The 21720-nt window shown below is 70.6% G+C and carries 21 protein-coding genes; 6 read left to right on the top strand and 15 right to left on the bottom strand.

The window, feature by feature from the left end:
* Positions 1-15: 15 nt before the first annotated feature.
* Genes D452_RS0125610 through D452_RS0125625 form a run of 4 tightly spaced genes read right to left on the bottom strand, consistent with a single transcriptional unit; the run spans position 16 to position 5070 of the window.
* A complete protein-coding gene (locus D452_RS0125610) occupies positions 16-1704 on the bottom strand; it encodes a thiamine pyrophosphate-binding protein (protein ID WP_017546986.1) in 1689 nt (562 codons plus the stop codon).
* Positions 1705-1721: 17 nt separating this feature from the next.
* A complete protein-coding gene (locus D452_RS0125615; protein ID WP_017546987.1) occupies positions 1722-2717 on the bottom strand; it encodes a hotdog family protein in 996 nt (331 codons plus the stop codon).
* Positions 2714-4072 carry an MFS transporter gene (locus tag D452_RS0125620; protein ID WP_017546988.1) on the bottom strand — a complete coding sequence of 453 codons (1359 nt, stop codon included), beginning with the start codon at positions 4070-4072 and terminating at the stop codon, positions 2714-2716. The genes D452_RS0125615 and D452_RS0125620 overlap by 4 nt, the downstream gene beginning before the upstream one ends.
* 47 nt (positions 4073-4119) lie before the next feature.
* Positions 4120-5070, bottom strand: a complete 951-nt coding sequence (locus D452_RS0125625) for a MaoC family dehydratase (protein ID WP_017546989.1) — start codon at positions 5068-5070, stop codon at positions 4120-4122.
* A gap of 420 nt (positions 5071-5490) precedes the next feature.
* Between D452_RS0125625 and D452_RS0125630 the strand changes: the two genes are divergently transcribed.
* The gene (locus tag D452_RS0125630; RefSeq protein WP_026129682.1) at positions 5491-6378 is read left to right on the top strand and encodes a dihydrodipicolinate synthase family protein; all 888 of its coding nucleotides are present in this window, start codon (positions 5491-5493) and stop codon (positions 6376-6378) included.
* Between the two features lie 336 nt (positions 6379-6714).
* Here the strand turns inward: D452_RS0125630 and D452_RS0125640 are convergent, their stop codons facing one another.
* Positions 6715-7434, bottom strand: coding sequence for a MerR family transcriptional regulator (locus tag D452_RS0125640; protein WP_017546992.1), 720 nt, complete (start codon positions 7432-7434; stop codon positions 6715-6717).
* Between the two features lie 190 nt (positions 7435-7624).
* Between D452_RS0125640 and D452_RS0125645 the strand changes: the two genes are divergently transcribed.
* Positions 7625-8239, top strand: coding sequence for a stage II sporulation protein M (locus tag D452_RS0125645; RefSeq protein ID WP_017546993.1), 615 nt, complete (start codon positions 7625-7627; stop codon positions 8237-8239).
* Positions 8240-8360: 121 nt separating this feature from the next.
* Here D452_RS0125645 and D452_RS0125650 read toward each other — a convergent pair whose 3' ends face one another.
* From D452_RS0125650 to D452_RS0125665, 4 genes are all read right to left on the bottom strand, one after another.
* Positions 8361-8942 (bottom strand): NADPH-dependent FMN reductase, encoded by a 582-nt coding sequence (locus D452_RS0125650; RefSeq protein WP_017546994.1) that lies wholly within the window; start codon positions 8940-8942, stop codon positions 8361-8363.
* Positions 8943-9030: 88 nt separating this feature from the next.
* On the bottom strand, positions 9031-10002 hold the full coding sequence (locus tag D452_RS0125655) for a TIGR03557 family F420-dependent LLM class oxidoreductase (protein WP_026129683.1): 972 nt from the start codon (positions 10000-10002) through the stop codon (positions 9031-9033).
* Between the two features lie 263 nt (positions 10003-10265).
* Positions 10266-10700: a ChaB family protein gene (locus tag D452_RS0125660; protein ID WP_017546996.1), complete on the bottom strand. Its 435-nt coding sequence runs from the start codon at positions 10698-10700 to the stop codon at positions 10266-10268.
* 164 nt (positions 10701-10864) lie between these two features.
* The gene (locus D452_RS0125665; protein WP_026129684.1) at positions 10865-11263 is read right to left on the bottom strand and encodes a winged helix-turn-helix transcriptional regulator; all 399 of its coding nucleotides are present in this window, start codon (positions 11261-11263) and stop codon (positions 10865-10867) included.
* A 154-nt stretch (positions 11264-11417) separates the two neighbouring features.
* On the opposite strand from D452_RS0125665, the gene D452_RS29005 reads away from it, so the two are divergent.
* Positions 11418-12233 (top strand): SDR family NAD(P)-dependent oxidoreductase, encoded by an 816-nt coding sequence (locus D452_RS29005; RefSeq protein ID WP_017546998.1) that lies wholly within the window; start codon positions 11418-11420, stop codon positions 12231-12233.
* Positions 12234-12245: 12 nt separating this feature from the next.
* Here D452_RS29005 and D452_RS0125675 read toward each other — a convergent pair whose 3' ends face one another.
* From D452_RS0125675 to D452_RS0125685, 3 genes are all read right to left on the bottom strand, one after another.
* A complete protein-coding gene (locus D452_RS0125675; RefSeq protein WP_040694907.1) occupies positions 12246-12962 on the bottom strand; it encodes a CPBP family intramembrane glutamic endopeptidase in 717 nt (238 codons plus the stop codon).
* Positions 12963-13063: 101 nt separating this feature from the next.
* Entirely contained in the window at positions 13064-13783 is a 720-nt protein-coding gene (locus D452_RS0125680; protein ID WP_017547000.1) for an ABC transporter permease, read from the bottom strand.
* A gap of 43 nt (positions 13784-13826) precedes the next feature.
* Positions 13827-14720, bottom strand: a complete 894-nt coding sequence (locus D452_RS0125685; protein WP_017547001.1) for an ABC transporter ATP-binding protein — start codon at positions 14718-14720, stop codon at positions 13827-13829.
* Positions 14721-14882: 162 nt separating this feature from the next.
* Between D452_RS0125685 and D452_RS0125690 the strand changes: the two genes are divergently transcribed.
* Genes D452_RS0125690 through D452_RS0125700 form a run of 3 tightly spaced genes read left to right on the top strand, consistent with a single transcriptional unit; the run spans position 14883 to position 17302 of the window.
* Positions 14883-16004, top strand: coding sequence for a sensor histidine kinase (locus D452_RS0125690; protein WP_017547002.1), 1122 nt, complete (start codon positions 14883-14885; stop codon positions 16002-16004).
* Positions 16001-16603, top strand: a complete 603-nt coding sequence (locus D452_RS0125695; protein ID WP_017547003.1) for a response regulator transcription factor — start codon at positions 16001-16003, stop codon at positions 16601-16603. The genes D452_RS0125690 and D452_RS0125695 overlap by 4 nt, the downstream gene beginning before the upstream one ends.
* Before the next feature lie 9 nt (positions 16604-16612).
* Positions 16613-17302, top strand: coding sequence for a haloacid dehalogenase-like hydrolase (locus D452_RS0125700; protein ID WP_017547004.1), 690 nt, complete (start codon positions 16613-16615; stop codon positions 17300-17302).
* Positions 17303-17396: 94 nt separating this feature from the next.
* On the opposite strand, the gene katG is transcribed toward D452_RS0125700, so the two are convergent.
* The 3 genes from katG to argG form a co-directional block, all read right to left on the bottom strand.
* Positions 17397-19619 carry a catalase/peroxidase HPI gene (gene katG / locus D452_RS0125705; RefSeq protein WP_017547005.1) on the bottom strand — a complete coding sequence of 741 codons (2223 nt, stop codon included), beginning with the start codon at positions 19617-19619 and terminating at the stop codon, positions 17397-17399.
* 34 nt (positions 19620-19653) lie between these two features.
* Entirely contained in the window at positions 19654-20085 is a 432-nt protein-coding gene (locus D452_RS0125710) for a Fur family transcriptional regulator (RefSeq protein ID WP_026129685.1), read from the bottom strand.
* Positions 20086-20227: 142 nt separating this feature from the next.
* The gene (gene argG / locus D452_RS0125715) at positions 20228-21676 is read right to left on the bottom strand and encodes an argininosuccinate synthase (RefSeq protein ID WP_017547007.1); all 1449 of its coding nucleotides are present in this window, start codon (positions 21674-21676) and stop codon (positions 20228-20230) included.
* Between the last annotated feature and the right edge of the window lie 44 nt (positions 21677-21720).

Below are 21720 nucleotides of genomic sequence, written 5' to 3' on the forward strand. Positions count from 1 at the left end.
TCTGCCTCAGCTGCCTCAGCCGGTGTACGGGGTGAAGGCCTCGTAGGTCCAGGCGTTCGCCTCGCGGTCCAGCACGAGGTCGACCACCAGCGGCACCCCCGAGGAGAAGCCCTCGCGCACGGCCTCCACCAGCGACTCCTGGTCGGTCACGCGCACCCCCTTCAGACCCATGCCGCGGGCGACCTGCGCGAAGTCGACGTCCTGGAAGTCCACGCCGACGGTACGGCCGTTGAAGTGGAGGACCTGCTCCTGGCGGATGTTGCCGTAGCTGGAGTCGTTGAGTACCACGACGACCACGGGGCCGCCCACGCGGGCCAGGGTCTCCAGCTCACCGAGGCTCATGCCGAGGGAACCGTCACCGATCAGCGCCAGGACCGGACGCTCGGGGGCCTCAGCGACCGAGGCGATGGCGGCGGGCAGGGCGAACCCCATGTTCCCGAAGCCGACCGGCTTGATGTAGCGGTAGGGGACGGGCATCTCCCACAGGAAGGACCACACCCCGGGGTTGCCCGCGTCCGGGATGAGCACGGCGTCCTCGGGAGTGACGTCCCGCAGCCGCCGCACGGCCACGGCGGGGGAAACGGTGCCCGGGTTCTGCGGCTCCACCGCGGAGCTGAGCTCCCACCACTCCTGCTCGGCCTTCCGCAACTCCGCGACCCACCCCTCGCGGGAGGCGCGCGCCCGCTCGGACCGGTCCGAGGTGACCTCGGTGAGGTCGCGCGCGAAGGCGGCGAGATCACCCACCACACCGGTGGTCACCTCGGCGTAGTAGCGGCCGATCATGGCGGGGTCGATGTCGACCTGCACGACCTCGGGGAGTGCGCGGCGCCACCGCGTGGTGGAGACGGCGTTGAGGCTGTTGCCCAGCGCCAGCACGAGGTCGGCGTCCCCGATCACCCGGGTGGTCAGGTTGGTCCCCATCCGGCTCAGCGCCCCGAAGACGAGGGGGTGGGTGGTCGGGACGGCGCCCATGCCGTTGAACGTGGTGATGACGGGGATGTTCAGGGCCTCTGCCAGGGCGAGGACGTCGTCGCTGGCCTGGCCCCGGTTTCCGCCGTTGCCGAGCCAGATGACCGGCCGTTCGGCGGCGAGGACCCGGGCGGCCACCGCCTCGACCTGCGAACGGGCCGCCACGGGGCGCGCACCGACCCAGGACCGGGCCGGGTGCACGGCGGGCAGCGCGGGCGGGTCGGGCATCGGCTGCTCGATGGTGTCGCGGGCGAAGTCCAGGTGCACCGGGCCCGGGTTGCCGGTCATGGCGTTGATGTAGGCCTCCTCCATGGCCTGCTTGATGGAGGTGGGGTGCGCGACCAGGCGTCCGTACTTGACGTAGTTGCGGAAGATGTCGACGTGGTCGGCGTTCTGCGCGTCGTCCTTGTGGATGTTCTCGCCGTTGTTGTTGCAGGTGACGATGATCGCGGGGCTGGAGTCGCGGAAGGCTCCGCCGACCCCGGTGAGCAGGTTCGTGGCACCCGGTCCGGTGGTGGAGATCGCCACCGCGGGCCGACCGGTGAGTCGGCCGTACGCGTCGGCCATGACCGCTGCCGCGTTCTCGTGGCGGGTGTGGACGAACTCGATGGAGTCCGTGTCGAGGATCGCGTCGGTGATGGCGAGGGTCTGCCCGCCCACCACGCCGAAGACGTGGGTGACTCCGAGCGACTCCAGCATCTTGACGACGAACGCTCCGCCGGTCATCTCCGTCATGGGTTTCTCTTTCGTTCTCATCGGGTGGATGTCTGGTGGGGGGCACTGGCCCACCCCGCGGCGCTGAGCTTCCCGTCGGCTCGGCGCACCCAGATCTCGAAATCGGTCCTGTCGTGGTCGACCGCGGTGACCACGCCCGCCGCCTCGAAGGGCTCGTGCACGTCCACGGTGTTGAGGAACTTGACGCGCATCCAGCCACCCGTGAGGAGGGGGGCGCCGACGGCCCGGGTCAGTAGTTCGGCGAGAACGCCGAACTGCTGTTGCCCCTGCACGATCGGCACCCTCAGGCCCGCCTCGCGAGCGAGGTCGAGGTCGTTGTGGATGTTGCGCACGTACTCCCCGACACGGGAGAACACGGCGGCCTGCTCGGTGGTGAGGCTCTTGGCCAGGGGCGCGAGCACCTGGCCCGGCCGTGGCGCGTCCGGGTCGAAGGGGGCTGCCCCGGCCGGGACCTCGCCGGTGACGCGGCGCGGACCCGCGCCCGGTGCCGACGAGCCCCGGCCCGCGACGTCTCCAGGTCTGGTGCGCAGGATCTCGACGCCGCGGTGGCGCAGCACGCTGCGCCCGTCCTGGCCGGTGGCGGTGGCCTCCATCACGACGTAGCCCTGGCCGCGCCGTTCGTAGGCCTCCGTGTAGGTCCCCTCGAGGGTGACGTCCTCGTCGAGGTAGGCCGGGGAGTCGAACCACAGCTGTTCCTCGGTGTGCAGGCCCACGACCCTGCTGGCGGCGTACACCGTGGTGAACAGCTGCACGAGGTCGTTGCCCAGCAGCGCGGCGTGGCCGACGCGGCGCCCCTCGAAGGGGCTCGACTCCAGGTGCCACGGGTGGTGGTCGTCCTGGGTGAAGGCGAACCGCTTGATCTTGTGGTCGTCGACGCGCACCGTCACCGGGCCGAGCCGCTCGGGGATCTCCAGGTTCTCGAAGAGCGGCTCCTTCAGACCGGCCTCGGGGTCGTTCCCGGGCCGGGCCGATCGCGGGTCGGTGAGGTCGCGCCACGCGGATCCGGGGTTCATCGGGTCTCCTCCCCCACCTCGTTGATGTCCGACCGGTTGGTCTCGGGTGCCAGGTAGGCGCAGACCAGTCCGATGCCCAGGGACGCCACGGTGAGCGCGGCGATGGGCCAGGGGTCGCCGTCGGTGGCGGCGAACAGGGCCGTGGCGAGGAAGGGCCAGAAGCCGACCAGGATCGAGGGGATCTGCGCGGCCAGGGAGACGCCCGTGTAGCGGACCTTGGTGCCGAACAGCTCGGAGAAGAAGGCGGGCTCCACCCCGTACACCGCGCCGACTCCGATGGCGTAGGCGAGGGCGTACACCACGTACATCAGCAGGAGGTTGTCGGAGTCCAGGGCCCAGAAGAACGGGAAGACGATCGCGGCGCCGAACAGGGAGCCGCCCATGAAGACGGTGCGCCGTCCGACTGTGTCGCTGATCCTGCCGAAGAAGTAGTAGGTGTAGATGGCGAACGCCGCGGCGATCGACGAGGCGATCAGCACGTGCGTGCGCGGGATGTCGGTGTAGTTCTCGACGAAGGTCAGGCCGATGGTGAGCACGATGTAGCCGAAGACGGCCTCGCCGAAGCGCATGCCCATCGCGAGCAGGAGGGGCTTCTTGAACCGCCGGAGGATCTCGGCCAGCGGCATCTTGTCCTTGACCTTCTCGGACTCCTGCTTGTTCTCCAGTTCGGCCTGCGCGGCCTGGAAGGTGGGGGTCTCGGTCAGCTTGAAGCGGATGAACAGGCCCACGACGATCAGCACGGCGCTGAGCAGGAAGGGGATCCGCCAGCCCCAGGCGAAGAGCTGGTCGTCCGGCAGGAGCGAGACGATCGCGAAGATCCCGGTGGAGCACACGAGCCCGACCGCGTTGCCGATCTGCGGGAAGCTGCCGTAGGCGCCGCGTTTGTTCTCCGGGGCGTACTCGACAGCCACCAGTGAGGCCCCGCCCCACTCGCCGCCGACGGCGAAGCCCTGCGCGAGCCGGAGGGCGACCAGCATGGCCGCCGCCCACAGGCCGATCTGGTCGGCTGTCGGCAGGAGGCCGATGAGGAAGGTGGACACGCCCATGAGCATGAGCGTGGTGATCAGCGCGACCTTGCGGCCGAACTTGTCCCCGAAGTGGCCGAAGACGACGGCGCCGAGCGGTCGGGCGACGAAGCCGACACCGAAGACGGCGAACGCGGACAGGGTGCCCAGGATCGGGTCGTCCGGGTTCGGGAAGAAGAGGGGTCCGAAGACCAGGGCGGAGGCGGTGCCGAAGATGAAGTAGTCGTACCACTCGACCGCCGTGCCGACGAGGCTGGCGATGGCGGCCCGCTTGGCGAGCTTGGCCCGTTCCTGTGGTGTTTGGGGCGCTGACGGCGCGGTGTTGGTCATGGTGCTTCCTCAGAACGTCGGGGGGATACCGGAGCGTGCCGGGTCCTTCAGATCAGTGGAGTGGGGCGTTCGGGCGCGTCGCTGATCTCGGCGGAGGCCCAGCCCACGGCGGTTCTGACTCCCTGGCCGTTCTCGACCCACACCTCGAGTTCGAGTCGACCGTCCGACTCGCCGAGGACCGCTCCGGTGGTGGTGAGCACGTCACCGACGTAGGCGGGAGAGACGAAGCGCAGATCCAGGTCGCCGCTGGTGAACCACGCGGCGCCGAAGAGGTCCACGAGGTTGGCGACGATGTGGCCGGTCTGCTGCTGTGCCTGCACGATGGTGCGGTCCAGGCCGGTGCGGGCGGCCTTGGCCCGGCTGGTGTGCACATTGGCGTAGCCCTTGCCGGCCCAGGAGAAGACCGACATCTGGTCCTGGCTGAAGCTGGTGGTGCGGGAGGGGATCGCGGCCCGGACGGGAGCGTCGTGGACGGCGACGGTGAGGGCGGGCACGCTCTCGTCGACGACCCCCCGTACGGAGCGCTTGCGGGAGGACTCCTCTGAGCGGCCCTTGCCGACGATGTCGCCCGCGACCGTGCGCATGATCTCCTTGCCCACGTGCTCGACGAGCACGCGCCCGTCGGCACCGCGCGCCGTGGCCTCGAGGGTGACGTACCCCTGGCCCCGGGACTCGTACTTCTCGGTGTAGCCGCCGTCGACGGTCACCGTCTCCCCGACGCGGGCGGGTGAGCGGAACCGCAGTGTCTCGTGGGTGTGCAGGCCCTGCGCGGTGTTGCCGTCGTAGCCCTCGTAGAAGAGGAAAAGCAGGTCGTTGGCGAGCACCAGGGGGTGGCCGACCGGCCCGCCGAACGGCGAGGTGCGGAAGTACCAGTCACCGAAGTCGTTCTGGGCGTAGGCGTAGCCCAGGACCTTCTGCTCATCGATGTCGAGGGTGACCGGACCGAAGCGCTCGGGGATCTCCACCAGTTCGTAACGCGCTTCCTTCAGGGATGCCATGGCTCCTCCGTGGGAGTGAAGCAGGAAGTGATGAACACAATGTGTCTAGACAACTAGATGGATGTTACGTCTGTTGTTTATGGAGTGTCAAGGGTCACAAGAGGCCGTTGTTTCACCGACCCGAAACGACGACCGCGCTGGTCCGGGCGCTGCTACACGGCGTGAACGTGTGAGTCGGTGTCCGTGGCCGCCCCCGGGGAGAGGCCCGAAGAGGGAGCCCGCAGAACGGGTCCGGAGAAGGGCGCCGGAGAAGGGCTCGGCGGGCTCGGCCCCCGGGGAGAAGAGCCGGGGGCGCGAGGATCGGGGCGCCGACGGTCGGCCCGAAGAGCCTCCGGTGCGCGCCTGATCCGACCCCGCCCGGAATCCGGTGGGCCGCCTGTGCCAATCTGGGACGCCGACGCGGACGAACGGGAGTTGACCATGAGCGACCTGATGAGACCGGGTGTGTGGGGCGTGCTCGCCACACCCTTCACCGGTGCGGCCCTGGAGGTCGACACTGCGGGGATCGAACAGCTTGTGAAGCACGCGGAGAGCGCCGGGGTCACCGGGTTCACCGTGCTGGGCGTCTTCGGGGAGGCCGCGCAGCTGGACCGCGAGGAGCGCCGCCTGGTCCTGGAGACGGTCCTGGCCGCCACCGACCTGCCGTTGGTCGTCGGCTGCACGAGCCTGGGAACGGCGCCGACCATCGAGGAGGCGAAGACCGCCGTCGAGCTGGTCGGCGACCGGCTCGCGGGGGCCATGGTCCAGGTCAACAGCGCCGACTCCCGGGTGCTCGAAGCCCACCTGGACGCCGTCCACGAGGCCACGGGCGCCGACCTGGTGGTGCAGGACTACCCGGTGGTGAGCGGTGTGCGCATCTCCGCGGCCGTCCTGGGCGACCTCGTCGCCCGAAAGTCCTACGTCAGCGCGGTCAAGGCGGAGGCTCCGCCGACCCCCGCCGCCGTCGCCGAGCTGACCGCGCGCTGCGACGTGCCCGTGTTCGGCGGCCTGGGCGGAATCAACCTGCTCGACGAGCTCGCCTGCGGCGCCGCGGGCGCGATGACCGGTTTCTCCTACCCGGAGGCCCTGGTGGAGTGCGTGAACGCCTGGGACCCGTCCGACCCGGGGCGCAGCCGTGCCGCACTGCTGGAGTACCTGCCGCTGATCACCTTCGAACAGCAGGTGGGGATCGCCCTGGCCATCCGCAAGGAGTGCCTGCGCCAGCGCGGCCTCATCGCCGAGTCCGGTGTCCGCGCACCGGCCAGGAGCCTGCCCGAGTCCCTGCGACCGCTGCTCACCGACCACATCGCCCGGGCCCAGGCACTCTGACGGGCGGCGGCGCGGTGGCCCTCCGCGAGGACGGCCTCGCGCTGGCGCCCCCGGCACCCCGGCGACCGGGAGCCGGAATCGGGTCAGATGGCCGCTTCGAGGACGTGGACGCGCGTGATCGCGCTGACACAGCGCGCGCCACAGCCGTCGTTCGGGCTGATCAGCCGCGGCCCCTGTCCGCCCGGCGTCGCCCCGTCCATGGGCTTCACCGAACTCACCCAGGCGATCAGGACGGGCGCCCCCAGCGAGCACACGCGTCCCGGTGAAACCCGCCGGAGAGAACGGACACCGTCACCGCAGTCCCCTTTCGCGGCACCCTGAGATGACCGGCGAGGATCAGTGATCGCCCTCCTGGAGCAGCTCGTTCAGGCGCTTCAGGACCCGCAACTGCGCGGGGTTGTACAACTGAACGAGGGCCTCCGCCATGGTGTGCTTCGCGCGTCGGGCACCGCCCGGTGCGTCCGAGGCCGGGTCAGCCGACCACGGGTCCCGTTCCCGGCCCCGGTTGACCACCGGCAGCAACCGCACGGCGAGGGCCTCGACGGTGGCGGCGTCCGCGTCCGGAGGTAGGGCCTCGAACTCCACGTCCGTCTCCTCGGGTTCGCTGATCATCTCGCGGAACCTGTCCATGGTGTCCTCGCTGAGCACGGAGGAGTACACCATGAGCAGGGACCGCTGCCGCTCGGAGAAATCTCCGGAGAGGGGGGCGAACTCGGGCGGGACGTGCGCCGGGGCGCGGTGGCGCAGGAGGACCGCCAGTTCCTCCCGTACCCGGTTGAGCCGGTCGACGGTCGCCTCCAGTTCCCGGTCCAGCGCGCGGATCGCCCCGTCCGGGTCGTCGTCGGCACCGTCCATCGACCCGATCTCCGACAGCGGCACCCCCAGGTCGCTCAGGCGCCTGATCCGGAGGAGCCGGACCAGGTGCGCGACCTCGTACCGCTTGTATCCGTTCGCCGACCGTTCCGGCACGTCCAGCAGCCCGATCTGGTGGTAGTAGCGCACGGCCTTCACCGTCGTCCCGGCGAGCTCGGCGACCTGCTGGGTGCTCCACGACACGAGTTGCCTCCCTGATCCGCGTGTGACCGGTGCCTGAGCGCATTCCACACCCTGCCCTTGGGGCAGGGTCAAGGGCTTGACCCTGCCCCAAGGGCAGGCCCTGGAATGGGCTCCGGTGCGCGGCCGAACGGGCGGGGCCGCGCCCCGTCCACTTCGGACCGCCCGCTCACGGACCCTCCAAGGAGCCCACGTGCGACACCTGCGCACACCCTTCCAGATCATCCGCGCGCACCTCGGCACCTACCTCGTGCTGAACGCCCTGGTGTACGGCCTGTTCCTCCTGGGGATGGGCGCCGCCCTGCTCTTCCCCGAGCTCAACGCCGCCATGGTCACCTCCCAGGAGGAGGACGGGACGGTGGACCTGGTGACCTCTCTGCTCCAAAACGCCTGGCTGTTCGCCCTGACCATCCTCGCGGTCAACGTGCTGACGGTAGCGCTGGCAATGATCCTGCTGCCGTCGATGGTCGTGCCCTTCGCCGGGATCGTCCTGTTCGCCTACAAGGCGTTCACCATCGGTGTCATCCTCGCCCCGATGGACGCGACGGTGGCGAAGGTCCTGATCCCGCACTCCGTGACCATCCTCATCGAGCTCCAGGCCTACGTGCTCCTCACGCTCGGCGCGTACCTGCTGGGCCGGGGCTGGGTGCGTCCCCGCACGGTCGGCGCCCGTAACCGCCGGGAGGGGTACCTCCACGGACTGCGGCAGGTCGGTTGGCTGAGCCTGCCCGCCATGGCGCTGTTCGTCGTCGGCGCGGTCTACGAGGCCTTCTCGCTCATCCACATCGTCCCGTTCCTGGTCACCTGAGGGGTGTAACGCCTCCGGTACCCTCAGGGAACACCTGGGCCTGGACGTGCTCATCGGCCTGCCGAAGAAGCCCCCGCGACGCACGTGAGGCCACGCCCCGACGGTCGGCCGCGACGGCGGGTCAGGCCCCGGTGCTCAGGGGGCCGATGGCCCGCCTCGCCGCGGCGTACCCCAGGGCCTCCTCCAGTTCGGCCACGGCCAGGCGCATCCGCTCCACGACGGCCGGGTCGGAGTACTCGCCCCGGGCGTTCGTCCGCGATCCCGCCCGCGAGACCACCACGCAGTCCACGAGGACCGCGCCCAGCAGCGTGAGGGTGGGCATCAGGGGCGCGTGGGCGCGCATGCCGCCCGCCTGGCCCGGGGAAGCACTCACCAGGAGGGTGGGCTTTCCGACCAGCCCTCCGGAGCCCACCAGCCAGTCGATGGCGTTCTTGGTGACCCCGGCCGGACCGTGCGCGTACTCCGGGGTCGCGATCACCACGCCCCCGGCGCGCTCCGCCAGCTCGCGGAACTCCCGGACCGCCTCCGGCCAGGCGTCCTCGTCGTTCTCCACGTCCGGGTTGAACAACGGCAGACGCCCGGCGAGGTCACCGCCGACCACGGTGATCCGTGTGCCCACTCTCTGGGCCAGGTCCAGCAGGGCCGCGTTGAACGACCCCCGCCGCAGACTTCCGCAGACGCCCAGCACGACGTGGTCCGGCATGTGCCCGCCCTCCGAGATGCCCGCCTCGCCGTGCCCGTGTTGGCGCGGCGGGGCCCGGCCCCCGGCAGGGGTCCGGGCCACGAGTGTGTCACCCCTTCGGCCGCGACAGGTTCCGGATCGGTTCGGCGAGTTCGGTCTCGAAGAACCTGAAGAAGCCCTCCGGATCGGGGCCGGCGTTGATCAGCGCCAGGTGGTCGAATCCCGCGTCCACGAACTGCCGCGCCATGTCGATGTGGCGTTCGGGGTCCGGGCCGTACCCGAAGCCCTCCGCCATGTCCTCGGTCCTGACCAGGGCGGTCGCGGCCTCGAAGTTGACCGGGTTCGGCAGCTCGGCTTGGACCTTCCAGCCGGTGAGTCCGAACCTGAAGAGCTCCCGGGCGGACTCCAACGCGGTGCGGTCGTCGGCGGCCCAGGCCAGGGGCACCTCGCCGTAACAGGGACCGTTGCCGCCCCGTTCCCGGTAGGTGTCGGTGAGCGCGGAGTCGGGTTCGGTGGCGAAGAGGCCGTCGCCGTGTTCGGCCGCGAGGCCCGCGGCCCTGGACCCTCCGGCGGCCACGACCACCCGGGGCGGGAGTTCGGGGAGGTCGAAGACACGCGCGTCCTCCAGGACCAGGTGCTCACCTCGGTAGGAGTGGTAGCCGCCGGACCAGAGCAGCCGCATGATCTCCACGGCCTCCACCAGCATGTCGTGGCGCACCGCCACGTCGGGCCACCCCCGGCCCACCACGTGCTCGTTGAGGCGCTCCCCCGCGCCCACACCGAGCGTGAACCGGCCCTCGGAGAGGATCGCCGTGGTGGCCGCCGCCTGCGCGACGATGGCCGGGTGGACCCGCAGGAAAGGGCAGGTCACACCGGTGGCGATCTCGATCCGTCCGGTCCGTTCGGCGATCGCGGCCAGCATGGACCACACGAACCCGGAGTGCCCGTGGCTGAACAGCCACGGATGGAAGTGGTCGCTGATCTCGACGAAGTCGAACCCGGCCCGCTCGGCGCGTACCGCCTGTTCCACGATCTCGCGGGGCCCGTAGCCCTCGGCGAAGAGCTTGTAGCCGATCCGCATGCGTACCTCCTCGACCGGTTTCCTGATCGTGTCCGGTTCCACCTGTGGCCCTGACCCGTGCGACCTCTACGGAAACTCCATCTCCCGGAAAGACGTGCCGTACCGAGGGCGGACTCGCGGCACCGAGTACGTGTGCGGCTCCCACCCGTCGGACAGGGCGCGAGCGAGGATTCAAGGATGGGAGGGCCAGCATGGACGACCGACGACCACCCGGGACCCGGTCGCCGACCATCGGGGGCTCGGCGACCGGGTACGCCTTCTGGTCAGCGGGAGCGCCGCCGTGAGGATCCGCTCCGTGAGGTGCGCCGGTCGCTCTCCTTGCGCAGGGCCTCCACCAGCTCGTCCTTGGTCATGCTGGAGCGGCCACGGACGTCGAGCTGCCGGGCCCGCTTGTAGAGGTGGTCCTTGGTGGCCTCGGCGTCCACTCCCCCCGCGGTGGGACGGTCGGCGCCGGGACGCCGCCCGGCCCTCGGGTTCTTCGCCTGCTCGTCCGAGGGTCCGCTCCCGTTCCCCTCCTTGGCCTCCCAGTGGTCGCCGACCTTCTCGAACTTGCGCTTGACGGCGGCGAAGGCGACCCGGTGGGCCCGCTCGCCCTCCCCGTACTCGTCGACCGCGCTGTCGTGCGCCTCGATCCAGGTACGCTGCGCCTTCTTCGGCGACCTGCGCAGGGTGTCGGGCAGTTCGTCCACACCGGGCATCGTTCTCATCTCCCGCCGAGGTCAGGTGTCCTTCGGGCTGGTGAACCGTTCACTGTTCCCGTAACCGGCGGGGGCGGGCGCGAAACTCCGGCGGTCCGACGGGATGCCCGGCCGGGATGGGTGGGTGGGCGGGAGACGATACCGGGCGTCCGCCCGGGTGAAGATCAGGTGGGGTGGCGGGCGGCGGCGATCTCATCCCGGTGTTCCATCGCCCAGGAGGCCAGGGCGGACAGGGGTTCCAACAGCGTCCGACCCAGCGGGGTGAGGCTGTACTCCACGCTCGGTGGGACGGTGGGGAACACCTCCCGGTGCACCAGGCCGTCCTCCACCAGTCCGCGCAGGGTGCGGGTCAGCATCCGCTGGCTGATGTCCTCGATGGCGCGGTGGAGTTCGTTGAACCGATGCGCGCGTTGACCCAGCAGGACCACCACCAGCACCGTCCACTTGTCGCCGACCCGTCGGAGCACGGCGGTGACCGGGCAGCGCTCGTGCTCCTCCGCCGGGACCGGGTTCGGCAACGGGGTCCCGACGATGAAGGGCACATCCGTGTGCGTACCTGACATCAGACTGCCTTCTTCCCAGTGGGCGCGGGGTCACCGATGATGAGGTGCCCACCCAAAGTAACCGGGAGAGCCATGAGCACGAAAGCCCCGAGGCCCGGTGGCACCGGCCGTCAGCGCGTGATCGTCGTCAGCGGCGCGACCGACGGTATGGGGCGTGCGTTCGCCCGCCCTGGCCCGGGCACGGTCCGGTGACTCGGTGGTGGCGCTCGGCAGCAACCCGGAGAAGGGGCGGCGCCTCCTGGAGGAGGGGGCCCGGTCGGGCGCGGCGGGAGGGATCGAGTTCGTCCGGGTCGACCTGGCCAGCGTCGGCGGCACGCGGTCGGCGATCGCCCGGATCGTCGCGACCCACGAAGCCGTCGACTCGCTCGTGCTGTTCGCCAACCGGCACAGCCCGCGACGTGTGCTCACCGAGGACGGGCTGGAGCGCACCTTCGCCCTCTACTACCTCAGCCGCTTCCTGCTGGGAGAAGGGCTCGGACCCCTGCTGCGGCGCGGTGCCCGCCTGGTCATCGTGAACGTCGCCGGTGTGGGGGCCAGGGCGGGCCGCATCCACTGGGACGACCTGCGGCTCGACCACCGCTACGGCACGGTGCGGGCACAGCTCCAGGCGGGGCGCGCCAACGACCTCCTCGGGGTGTCCCACGCCGCCCGGCCCGGTGAGACGGTCCCCTACGTGCTCTACCATCCGGGCTTCACCCGGAGCGGTGATCTCGGCCCGCTCCCGGCCCCGGCACGGCTGTTGATCCGGGCGCTCGCCCGGGTCGCGGCCCGCCCCGTGGAGGAGTCCGTCGCCCCCGTCCACGGGTTCGTGGACGACCCACCGAAGGCGCCGCTCACGGCCATCGACCGTGGCCGGTCCCTGCCGCTGGACCTTCCTACCCTGGCCCCCGGGGACGCCGAGCGTCTGGCCGAGGTCACGCGGGAGCTCCTCCGAACAATCCCCTCGGGAGGCGGGAGACACGAGCGCTGACGGCCGGGCGGCTCAGGACGGGAGGCTGGCGCCGGCGAACAGTACCAGCAGGGGCAGGGCCAGGTTGTTGACCGAGTGGACGGCCACGGCGGGCCAGACCGAACCGCTGCGGCGCATGACCTCGGCGGCGATCACGCCCACCACGAAGGCGGCGGGCAGGATGAGGTTGACGCCATGGAAGACGGCGAAGATCGCCGAGCTTCCGAGGACACCGATCCACGGGCCGTAGCGCAGCAGGGCGTTCGTGACGACCCCGCGGAACAGGAACTCCTCACCGATCGGGGTGAGCACGGCCAGGAAGAGGATGGTGAGGACGAGGCCGATCACGCCGCTGCCCGCCGTGTCGTAGTACACACCCTGGGGATTGCTCTCGTACCCGGTCAGGCTGGTGATGGCCATGATCACGAACCCCTTCAGCACGAGCGCGATCACACCCCACCCGGCGCCGATGAGCATCCAGCGCCACGTGGTGCGCCGGACGCCGAAGGCCGCGAGGGAGCGAAGGCGCACCGCGTAGGCCACTCCGAATCCCAGGAGGCCGCCGACTCCGGACCACGCGGAGACGAGGAGTCCGTAGACCATCGGGTCCAGGTCGAGTGGCCCGACCGGGCCGAGGAGCACGAGGGCGACGACGCTGATCATCACACCGAGCAGGCCGAGCACGACCTCGGGCCAACCCGGGCGGGTCGGGGCGGTGTCCTGGAGGCGGACGCTGTGCTCCGTGGACATCGTGGGCTCCTCGGTGTGGAAGTGGGTTCGGGTGGGTGGGGTCGTCGGCCGGACGGGGGCGGAGCCGGTGCCGCCCTGGCCGTCCGGCCCGTGCTGATCCGTCAACGACGCGGTTCCCAGCGGAAGACCCGGGTGGCGAGGGCGACGGCCACGACGACCCACGCCAGGGTGGGCGCCAGGAGGAGCAGGGCCTCGGAGACGGCGACGCCGCCGTTCCAGGCGTTGACCACCAGTTCGGCGGCGGAACCGCCGGGGAGCAGGCGCTTGACCAGGGTGAGTTCCTCGGTGCCGGTGAACCCCACCCAGCCGGAGATGGCGAGCACGCCGATCATGACGGGCAGCGTGGTCACCTGCGCGTGCTCGGGTGAGGTGGTGACCCCGGCCGTGGCCAGGGCGAGGCCGAGCATCATGACCACCGTGGTCAGGACCGCCGACACCAGCAGGAGCGGCTGGGCGGGCGCTGCGGCGACCACGGACAGCACGGTGAGGACCACGGCGACCTGCACGAGGGTCACGGCGGTGACCGGCAGCAGCAGCCCGGTGAGGATGCGGACGTCGTCCGCGGCCGTCGAGCGCAGCCGCTTGAGGAAGAGGTTCTGGCGGCGCGACGCGAGCGTGGTCACGGCGGTCGTGTAGAGGGCCATCACCACCACGAGGAACATGAGGACCGAGGCGACGGCGCCCAGGTCCAGCAGGTCGGGCGCGCGGTCGTGCAGGTACATGTAGAAGGCGCTGCCGGCGAGGGGCACCAGGAGCATGGTGACCAGGACGAGCCGGTTCCGGAGGATCTGGATCAGCTCACTCCGAGCGATGGCGAGCATGGTGGGTTCCTTTGCGTGAAGGGTGTACGGGGCCGGGGCCGCGTTACTCGGTGCCGATGGAGCGGAAAACGTCGTCGAGCCGCGTGGGCCCGGCCTGGAGGTCGCCCAGTTCCACCGCGTGCTCCCGGGCCCAGTCCAGGAGGACGTGCAGGTCCTTCTGGAGGCTGGTGGTCTCGACGAGGAGGGAGCCGTCGCCCTGGGGCACGCCGGGGAGCGGCGGCTCCGGGGCGGACGCCGCCAGGGTGAACCGGACCGTCGCGGGCAGGGTCCGGGTGAGCTCGGAGACTGTCCCCTCCCGGTGGAACACCCCGCGGTGCATGAGCCCGATCCGGTCGGCGCGCTGCTGCGCCTCCTCCAGGTAGTGCGTGGTCAGGATGATGGTGGACCCGTCCTCGCGCAGTCGGTCCACGGCGTCCCAGAGGTCGTCCCGGGACTGGATGTCCAGTCCGGTGGTGGGCTCGTCCAGGAAGACGAGTTCCGGGGTGCCGTAGACGGCGGTGGCGAAGTCCAGGCGGCGCTTCTCACCGCCGGAGAGTTGGGAGACCCGCGTTCCGGCCTTCTTCGTGAGGCCGACGACGTCCAGCAGTCGCTCGGCCCGGTCGGTGCGCCCGGAGAGGCTGCCGATGAGCCGGACCGACTCCCTGACGGTGAGGTCGGGTGAGAACCCGCTCTCCTGGAGCATGATCCCGGTCCGGGGGCGCACGGCCCGTCGGTCGCGCGGGTCGTGTCCGAACACCCGCACGGTGCCCGAGGTGGCGGCGCGGTGACCCTCGATCGTCTCCAGGGTGGACGTCTTGCCCGCGCCGTTCGTGCCGAGCAGGGCGTAGAACTCGCCCCGACCCACCTGGAAGGAGAGGTCGCGGACGGCGTGGAAGTCGCCGTAGCGGACGTTCAGGCCCTCGACGTCGATGACTGGTGTGGCGGCTGTTGAGGTCATGTCCCCATTCCAGCCGTGCGGGCGGATTCCCGGCAGTGCGGCCGTGTCACGACCCGGCGGTGACATCCGTGGGGCCAGGAGGTGACGTGGTGTCACTGGTGGGTCGACGGGGCCGGAAGAATACTGGGACGGTCCACGCAGTCGTTCCCCGGAAGGGTCCGCATGACGTCAGAACCCACCGAGGTGACGCAGGGGCAGCTGCGCACGGTCAACACGAACATCGTGTTCGGGTCGCTCTCGGCGGTCGGGGCCCTGCTGATCTCGACCAACGCCCAGAGCGTGGGCCAGGTCCTGGTGCTGGTGCTGGGGTTGCTGGCGGCCCTGCTGTCCGTCCGTGGCTGGTCGGCCCGGGCCTTCCGCGTCGTGCTGCTCCCGTGCCTGGTCGCCAGCATCGTCGCCCTGGTCGCCGGGGTCCTCTTCCTGGACAGCGCGCCGGCGCCGTTCGGCGTCTCCGTCGTGGGCACTGTCCTCGTCCTGCGCCTGCCGCACCGGTACCAGCGCCCGTCGGCCCTGGGGCTGCTCGCCCTGGTGACCGGTGTCATCGTGCTGAAGGTGCTGCTCGAACCCCACCTGGGCGAGGCCCTGCTGGAGTACGCCGTGGGGTCGGCCAGCATCATCGTGGTGGGGGTGGTCTTCGCGACGCTGAACCACCTGGTGGCCCGGCTGGTCTCGGAGCTGGAACTGGCGCGCGAGCGCGACGCGGAGCTGGCCGTGGCCCGGGAGCGCGTCCGTTTCGCCGGGGACCTGCACGACATCCAGGGCCACACGCTGCACGTGGTGAAGCTGAAGGTGGCGCTGGCCCGGAAGCTGGTGCACACCGACGCCGACCAGGTGGAGCGGGAGCTGGACGAGGTCTACTCCCTGGTGGGCGAGACCATCACCGAGACCAAGGAACTGGCCCACGCGCAGCGGCGGCTCAACCTGTCCGCCGAGTTGGAGAACGCCAAGAACCTCTTCGAGGCGGCCGGGATCGACGTGCGCGTCGTGCGCCGTGGCGAGGGTGAACCGGACACGCGGGCGGCGGAGACGCTCGGCCAGGTCCTGCGGGAGACGACCACCAACATCCTGCGGCACGCGCAGGCCGAGGAGGTGCGGATCACGCTCACCGGGTCCGGCATCACCATCGTGAACGACGGGGCGCGCGGGGAGGCGGCCCCCGTGCTCGGGGGGCTGGCCGTCCTCCGCGACCGCGTGGAGCGGGACGGTGGAACACTGACAGTGGAACAGGGGGACGGGCGGTTCCTGACCGCCGCCGCGTTCCCCGGGCGGAGGGACGACCGATGATCACCGTGGTACTCGCCGACGACGAGGCCCTGCTGCGCAAGGCGCTGGCGGCCCTGCTCCCGCTGGAGGGCGAGATCACCGTCCTGGCCGAGGCCCACGACGGCGAGTCGGCCGTGGCCGCGACCCTGGAGCACCGCCCCGACGTGCTCGTCATCGACCTGGAGATGCCGGGTGTGGACGGGCTCGGCGCGGTGGACCGCATCCGCCGGGAGCTGCCGGACCAGGTGATCCTGATGCTGACCCGGCACGCCCGCCCCGGTGTGCTGCGCCGGGCGCTCCGGCTCGGTGTGCAGGGGTTCGTGAGCAAGTCGGCCGATCCCGCGCACATCACGTCGGTGATCGGCACCCTGCACGGGGGCAAGCGTTGGGTGGACCCGGACGTGTCGGCGCTGGCCGTGATCGACGACTGCCCGCTCACCGAACGGGAGATCGACGTGCTGCGCGCCACCAGGGACGGGTACTCGGCCGCCGACACCGCCGCCCGCCTGCACCTGGCCGAGGGCACGGTGCGCAACTACCTCTCGAACGCGATGCGCAAGACGCAGACGCGGACCCGGCACGAGGCGGCCCGGTACGCGCGGGAGCACGACTGGCTCTGAGGACCCGCCATGGCCTGGGCACTGTTCGACCTCGACGACACCCTGATCGACCACGACTCGTTCACGCGGTTCACCCTGCGCCTCCTCGCACGCTCGCCGTTGCGTGTGGCGGGTGCGGTGGCGCTGTCACCGCTGGTCGCGGTGGCGTTCGCGCGCCCGTCCTGGCGGGTGCACGCCGGATCACTCCTGCTGTGGGCGGGCACGGTCGGTGTGGGCGAGGCCCGTCTGGACCGAATCGTCCGGGACCACGTGCGGGAGCTGGACGTGCGGGAGCGGCTGAGACCGGACGGCGCCGCCGCGCTGGCCGCGCACCTCGAAGCGGGCGACGACGTGGCGGTGGTGACCGCATGCGCGGACCGGCTCGCGGTGCCCCTGTGCCGGGAGATCGACCCCCGCGTGCGCGTGGTGGCCTCGACCCTCCGGCGCGCGTGGGGCGGTCTGGTCGCGGAGCGGCACTGCCACGGCGCCCGCAAACCCGCGATGGCCGCCGAGGCCGGGGTTCGGGGGGAGGTCGCGGCCGCCTACGGGGACAGTGCCTCCGACGCGGCGATGCTGGACCTCGGGCGGGTGGCGTACCTGGTCAACATGGGCGGCGGGGCCGCCGAGCGGCTGCGGGAGCGGCTCCCGGGACCGGACCGCGTGGAGTGCGTGGAGTGGCCCGTGCGGGAGCCGGACACAGGAAACCGGCCCGACCGGTGAGGGTCGGGCCGGTGACGCGGGCGGCGTCCGAGGGGTCCGCCCCCGGGAACTCCGGGCACCCGGGGCCACTCCTCGGGACGCGCCCGGGGTCGAACTAGACCAGGTCGAACCGGTCGGCGTTCATGACCTTGTTCCACGCGGCGACGAAGTCCTGGACGAACTTCTCCTTGGCGTCGTCGGAGGCGTACACCTCGGCCACGGCGCGCAGCTCGGAGTTGGAACCGAACACCAGGTCCACGCGGCTGCCGGTCCACTTGACCGCACCGGAGGCGTCCTTGGCGACGAAGGTCTCCGAGGTCTCGGAGGTCTCACCGGTCGCGTGCCAGTTGGTGTTCAGGTCGAGCAGGTTGACGAAGAAGTCGTTCGTCAGCGCGCCCGGCCGGTCGGTGAAGACGCCCAGGTCCGAGTTGTCGAAGTTGGCGCCCAGCACGCGCAGGCCGCCCACCAGGACGGTGGTCTCCGGAGCGCTGAGGCCGATCAGGTTGGCGCGGTCCAGCAGCAGGTACTCGGCGGGGAGGCGGTTGCTCTTGCCGTAGTAGTTGCGGAAACCGTCCGCGACCGGCTCCAGGTAGGCGAAGGAGTCGGCGTCGGTGTGCTCGTCGGAGGCGTCCACGCGGCCCGGGGTGAACGGGACGGTGATGTCCTGACCAGCTGCCTTGGCGGCCTGCTCGACACCCACACCACCGGCGAGGACGATCACGTCGGCGACGGAGACCTTCTTCGCGGAGGAGGCGTTGAACTCGTCGACGATGCCCTGGAGCTTGGCGAGCACGGCGCGCAGCTCGGTCGGGTTGTTGACCTCCCAGTCGACCTGCGGCTCCAGACGGACGCGGGCACCGTTGGCGCCGCCGCGCTTGTCGCTGTCGCGGTAGGTCGAGGCGGAGGCCCACGCGGTCGAGACCAGCTCGGCCACGGAGAGGCCGGACTCGGCGATCCTCTCCTTCAGGGCGGCGATCTCGGCGTCACCGATGACCTCGCCCTCCTGGGCGGGCAGCGGGTCCTGCCAGACGAGGTCCTCGGCCGGGACCTCGGAGCCGAGGTAGCGGGCCTTCGGGCCCATGTCGCGGTGGGTCAGCTTGAACCAGGCGCGGGCGAAGGCGTCCTTGAAGGCCTGGTGGTCCTCGTAGAAGCGGCGCGAGATCTGCTCGTAGACCGGGTCGACGCGCAGCGACAGGTCGGTGGTGAGCATGGTCGGCTTGTGCTTCTTGCCGGGGACGTGGGCGTCGGGGATGATCTCCTCGGCGTCCTTGGCGATCCACTGGTGGGCGCCGGCCGGGCTCTTGGTGAGCTCGTACTCGAACTCGAAGAGGTTCTTGAAGAAGCCCTCGCTCCACTGGGCGGGGGTGGTGGTCCAGGTGACCTCCAGGCCCGACGTGATGGCGTCGCCGCCCTTGCCGGTGCCGTGGTTGTTCTTCCAGCCCAGACCCTGCATCTCCAGACCGGCGCGCTCGGGCTCGGCCTCCAGGTTGCTGTCCGGGGCGGCGCCGTGCGTCTTGCCGAAGGTGTGGCCACCGGCGATGAGGGCGACGGTCTCCTCGTCGTTCATCCCCATGCGGCCGAAGGTCTCACGGATGTCGCGGGCGGCGGCCAGCGGGTCCGGGTTGCCGTTCGGGCCCTCGGGGTTGACGTAGATGAGGCCCATCTGGACGGCGGCCAGCGGCTTCTCCAGGTCGCGGTCGCCGGTGTAGCGCTGGTCGTCGAGCCAGGTGGTCTCGGGGCCCCAGTAGACGTCGGCCTCCGGCTCCCACACGTCCTCGCGGCCACCGCCGAAGCCGAAGGTCTCGAATCCCATCGACTCCAGGGCGACGTTGCCGGTGAGGATGAAGAGGTCGGCCCAGGAGATGTTCTGGCCGTACTTCTTCTTCACGGGCCACAGCAGACGGCGGGCCTTGTCCAGGTTGCCGTTGTCGGGCCAGCTGTTGAGGGGGGCGAAGCGCTGCTGACCGGCGCTGCCGCCACCGCGGCCGTCGTGGGAGCGGTAGGTGCCCGCGCTGTGCCAGGCCATGCGGATCATGAGCGGGCCGTAGTGACCGAAGTCGGCGGGCCACCAGTCCTGCGAGTCCGTGAGGAGGGCCGCGATGTCGGCCTTCACGGCGTCCAGGTCGAGGGCCTCGAAGGCCTTCGCGTAGTCGAAGCCCTCACCGAGCGGGTTCGACACGGGGGTGTTCTTGGCGAGGATCCTCAGGTTGAGCTGGTTGGGCCACCACTCGCGGTTGCCGTCCCCCTGGGTGGGGTGCGTGAGCCCGCCACCGTGCGCGACGGGGCAGCCTCCGGTCTGCTGCGGGGTGGGGGCAACGACCTCGTTGTTTTCAGACATCGACTTCCTTACGGGAAGAGGTGAACTTTGTGGTTCAGGAGCTCCGCGCGCCGTAGCACTCGGCGCACTGGCCCCAGTAGACGACCTCGGCCTCGTCGATCGAGAAGCCGTGGTCAGCGGACGCGGTGAGGCACGGCGCGTGGCCGACCGCACAGTCCACGTCCGCGATGGCGCCGCAGGACCTGCACACGACGTGGTGGTGGTTGTCTCCCACCCTCGTCTCGTAGCGGGCCACGGAGCCCTGTGGCTGGATACGTCTCACCAGGCCAGCGCCGGTCAGTGCCTTGAGCACGTCGTAGACGGCCTGGACGGACACCGCGCCGAGTTCCGCACGCACGTGGTCGATGATCGACTCCGTGTCCGCGTGTGGGTGCTCGTGCACGACGGAGAGGACAGCTAACCGCGGGCTCGTCACCCTCAGAGCGGACTCGCGCAGCATGTGCTCGAAATCCGGAGAGGTTGGCATGGTCCGGAGTCTGCCGCCTTTTCTGGAATTAGTCAAATGATGGAGTCGATCCGCTGTAGCGCCCCCGGAACGACGAAAGGCCCCTCTCCGTCGGAGAGGGGCCTGGACCCGCTGTGGGGTCGGGTGTTCGGTCGACTGTGTCCTAGTCGGTACCGGCCTCCATGGCCGCGTAGTCGAGCAGGTCGTCCTCGGAGCCCTGACCGCGCGAGGCGATGGTCTCGGCGCCGCCCTCGGGCATCGCGCCGATCAGGCCGGTGGAGGCCGCCTGCGCGGCGCCGATCGAGGTCGGGTGCGAGCTGTCCCCGACCATGCCGAGGGCCGCGTACTCCTCCAGCTTGGCGCGGGAGTCCGCGATGTCCAGGTTGCGCATGGTCAGCTGGCCGATGCGGTCGCTGGGCCCGAACGCGGAGTCCTCGGTGCGCTCCATGGACAGCTTGTCCGGGTGATAGCTGAACGCCGCTCCGGTGGTGTCCATGATCGAGTAGTCGTCGCCGCGACGCAGACGCAGGGTCACCTCGCCGGTGACGGCGGTGCCGACCCAGCGCTGGAGGGCCTCACGCTGCATGAGCGCCTGGGGCTCCAGCCAGCGGCCCTCGTACATGAGGCGACCGAGGCGACGGCCCTCGTTGTGGTAGGTGGCGAGGGTGTCCTCGTTGTGGATGGCGTTGACCAGGCGCTCGTAGGCGGCGAACAGCAGCGCCATGCCGGGGGCCTCGTAGATGCCCCGGCTCTTGGCCTCGATCACCCGGTTCTCGATCTGGTCGGACATGCCCATGCCGTGGCGGCCGCCGATGGAGTTGGCCTCAAGGACCAGCTCGACGGAGTTGGCGAAGGTCCGGCCGTTGATGGTGACCGGGCGGCCCTTCTCGAAGCCGATCGTCACGTCCTCGGCGGCGATCTCGACCTCGGGGTCCCAGAAGCGGACGCCCATGATGGGGTCGACGATCTCGATGCCGGTGTCGAGGTGTTCGAGCGCCTTGGCCTCGTGGGTGGCGCCCCAGATGTTGGCGTCGGTGGAGTAGGCCTTCTCGGTGCTGTCGCGGTAGGGCAGGTCCCGCTCCTGCAGCCACTCGGACATCTCCTTGCGGCCGCCGAGCTCGGTGACGAAGTCGGCGTCGAGCCACGGCTTGTAGATCCGCAGGGAGGGGTTGGCGAGCAGACCGTAGCGGTAGAACCGCTCGATGTCGTTGCCCTTGTAGGTGGAGCCGTCGCCCCAGATCTGGACGCCGTCCTCCAGCATGGCGCGGACCAGCAGGGTGCCGGTGACGGCGCGGCCGATCGGAGTGGTGTTGAAGTAGACCCGACCGGCGGAGCGGATGTGGAACGCCCCGCAGGCGAGGGCGGCGAGCCCCTCCTCCACGAGGGCCTCGCGACAGTCGACCAGGCGCCCGATCTCCGCGCCGTAGTCAGTGGCACGAGCCGGCACCGAGGCGATGTCGGGTTCGTCGTACTGGCCGATGTCGGCGGTGTAGGCGCAGGGGACCGCGCCCTTCTCGCGCATCCACGCGACCGCTACGGACGTGTCGAGGCCTCCGGAGAAGGCGATTCCGACACGTTCACCGACAGGCAGGGAAGTGAGCACCTTGGACATGCAAAAAGTATGCGCCTAAATGTATGAACATGCAAACTGGTGCT

This window comes from Nocardiopsis prasina DSM 43845 (assembly GCF_000341265.1).
Classification (GTDB): Bacteria; Actinomycetota; Actinomycetes; order Streptosporangiales; family Streptosporangiaceae; genus Nocardiopsis; species Nocardiopsis prasina.

What these genes read in the sequence shown, in the direction of transcription:
- D452_RS0125660 (WP_017546996.1), bottom strand. Translation starts at nt 10,700, where the DNA reads ATGCCCGGTGTGGACGAACTGCCCGACACCCTGCGCAGGTCGCCGAAG.
- D452_RS0125710 (WP_026129685.1), bottom strand. Translation starts at nt 20,085, where the DNA reads ATGCCAACCTCTCCGGATTTCGAGCACATGCTGCGCGAGTCCGCTCTG.
- D452_RS0125655 (WP_026129683.1), bottom strand. Translation starts at nt 10,002, where the DNA reads ATGCGGATCGGCTACAAGCTCTTCGCCGAGGGCTACGGGCCCCGCGAG.
- D452_RS0125650 (WP_017546994.1), bottom strand. Translation starts at nt 8,942, where the DNA reads ATGCCGGACCACGTCGTGCTGGGCGTCTGCGGAAGTCTGCGGCGGGGG.
- D452_RS0125695 (WP_017547003.1), top strand. Translation starts at nt 16,001, where the DNA reads ATGATCACCGTGGTACTCGCCGACGACGAGGCCCTGCTGCGCAAGGCG.
- katG (WP_017547005.1), bottom strand. Translation starts at nt 19,619, where the DNA reads ATGTCTGAAAACAACGAGGTCGTTGCCCCCACCCCGCAGCAGACCGGA.
- D452_RS0125625 (WP_017546989.1), bottom strand. Translation starts at nt 5,070, where the DNA reads ATGGCATCCCTGAAGGAAGCGCGTTACGAACTGGTGGAGATCCCCGAG.
- D452_RS0125700 (WP_017547004.1), top strand. Translation starts at nt 16,613, where the DNA reads ATGGCCTGGGCACTGTTCGACCTCGACGACACCCTGATCGACCACGAC.
- D452_RS0125675 (WP_040694907.1), bottom strand. Translation starts at nt 12,962, where the DNA reads ATGTCCACGGAGCACAGCGTCCGCCTCCAGGACACCGCCCCGACCCGC.
- D452_RS0125615 (WP_017546987.1), bottom strand. Translation starts at nt 2,717, where the DNA reads ATGAACCCCGGATCCGCGTGGCGCGACCTCACCGACCCGCGATCGGCC.
- D452_RS0125680 (WP_017547000.1), bottom strand. Translation starts at nt 13,783, where the DNA reads ATGCTCGCCATCGCTCGGAGTGAGCTGATCCAGATCCTCCGGAACCGG.
- D452_RS0125620 (WP_017546988.1), bottom strand. Translation starts at nt 4,072, where the DNA reads ATGACCAACACCGCGCCGTCAGCGCCCCAAACACCACAGGAACGGGCC.
- argG (WP_017547007.1), bottom strand. Translation starts at nt 21,676, where the DNA reads ATGTCCAAGGTGCTCACTTCCCTGCCTGTCGGTGAACGTGTCGGAATC.
- D452_RS0125685 (WP_017547001.1), bottom strand. Translation starts at nt 14,720, where the DNA reads ATGACCTCAACAGCCGCCACACCAGTCATCGACGTCGAGGGCCTGAAC.
- D452_RS0125630 (WP_026129682.1), top strand. Translation starts at nt 5,491, where the DNA reads ATGAGCGACCTGATGAGACCGGGTGTGTGGGGCGTGCTCGCCACACCC.
- D452_RS0125665 (WP_026129684.1), bottom strand. Translation starts at nt 11,263, where the DNA reads ATGTCAGGTACGCACACGGATGTGCCCTTCATCGTCGGGACCCCGTTG.
- D452_RS0125610 (WP_017546986.1), bottom strand. Translation starts at nt 1,704, where the DNA reads ATGACGGAGATGACCGGCGGAGCGTTCGTCGTCAAGATGCTGGAGTCG.
- D452_RS0125690 (WP_017547002.1), top strand. Translation starts at nt 14,883, where the DNA reads ATGACGTCAGAACCCACCGAGGTGACGCAGGGGCAGCTGCGCACGGTC.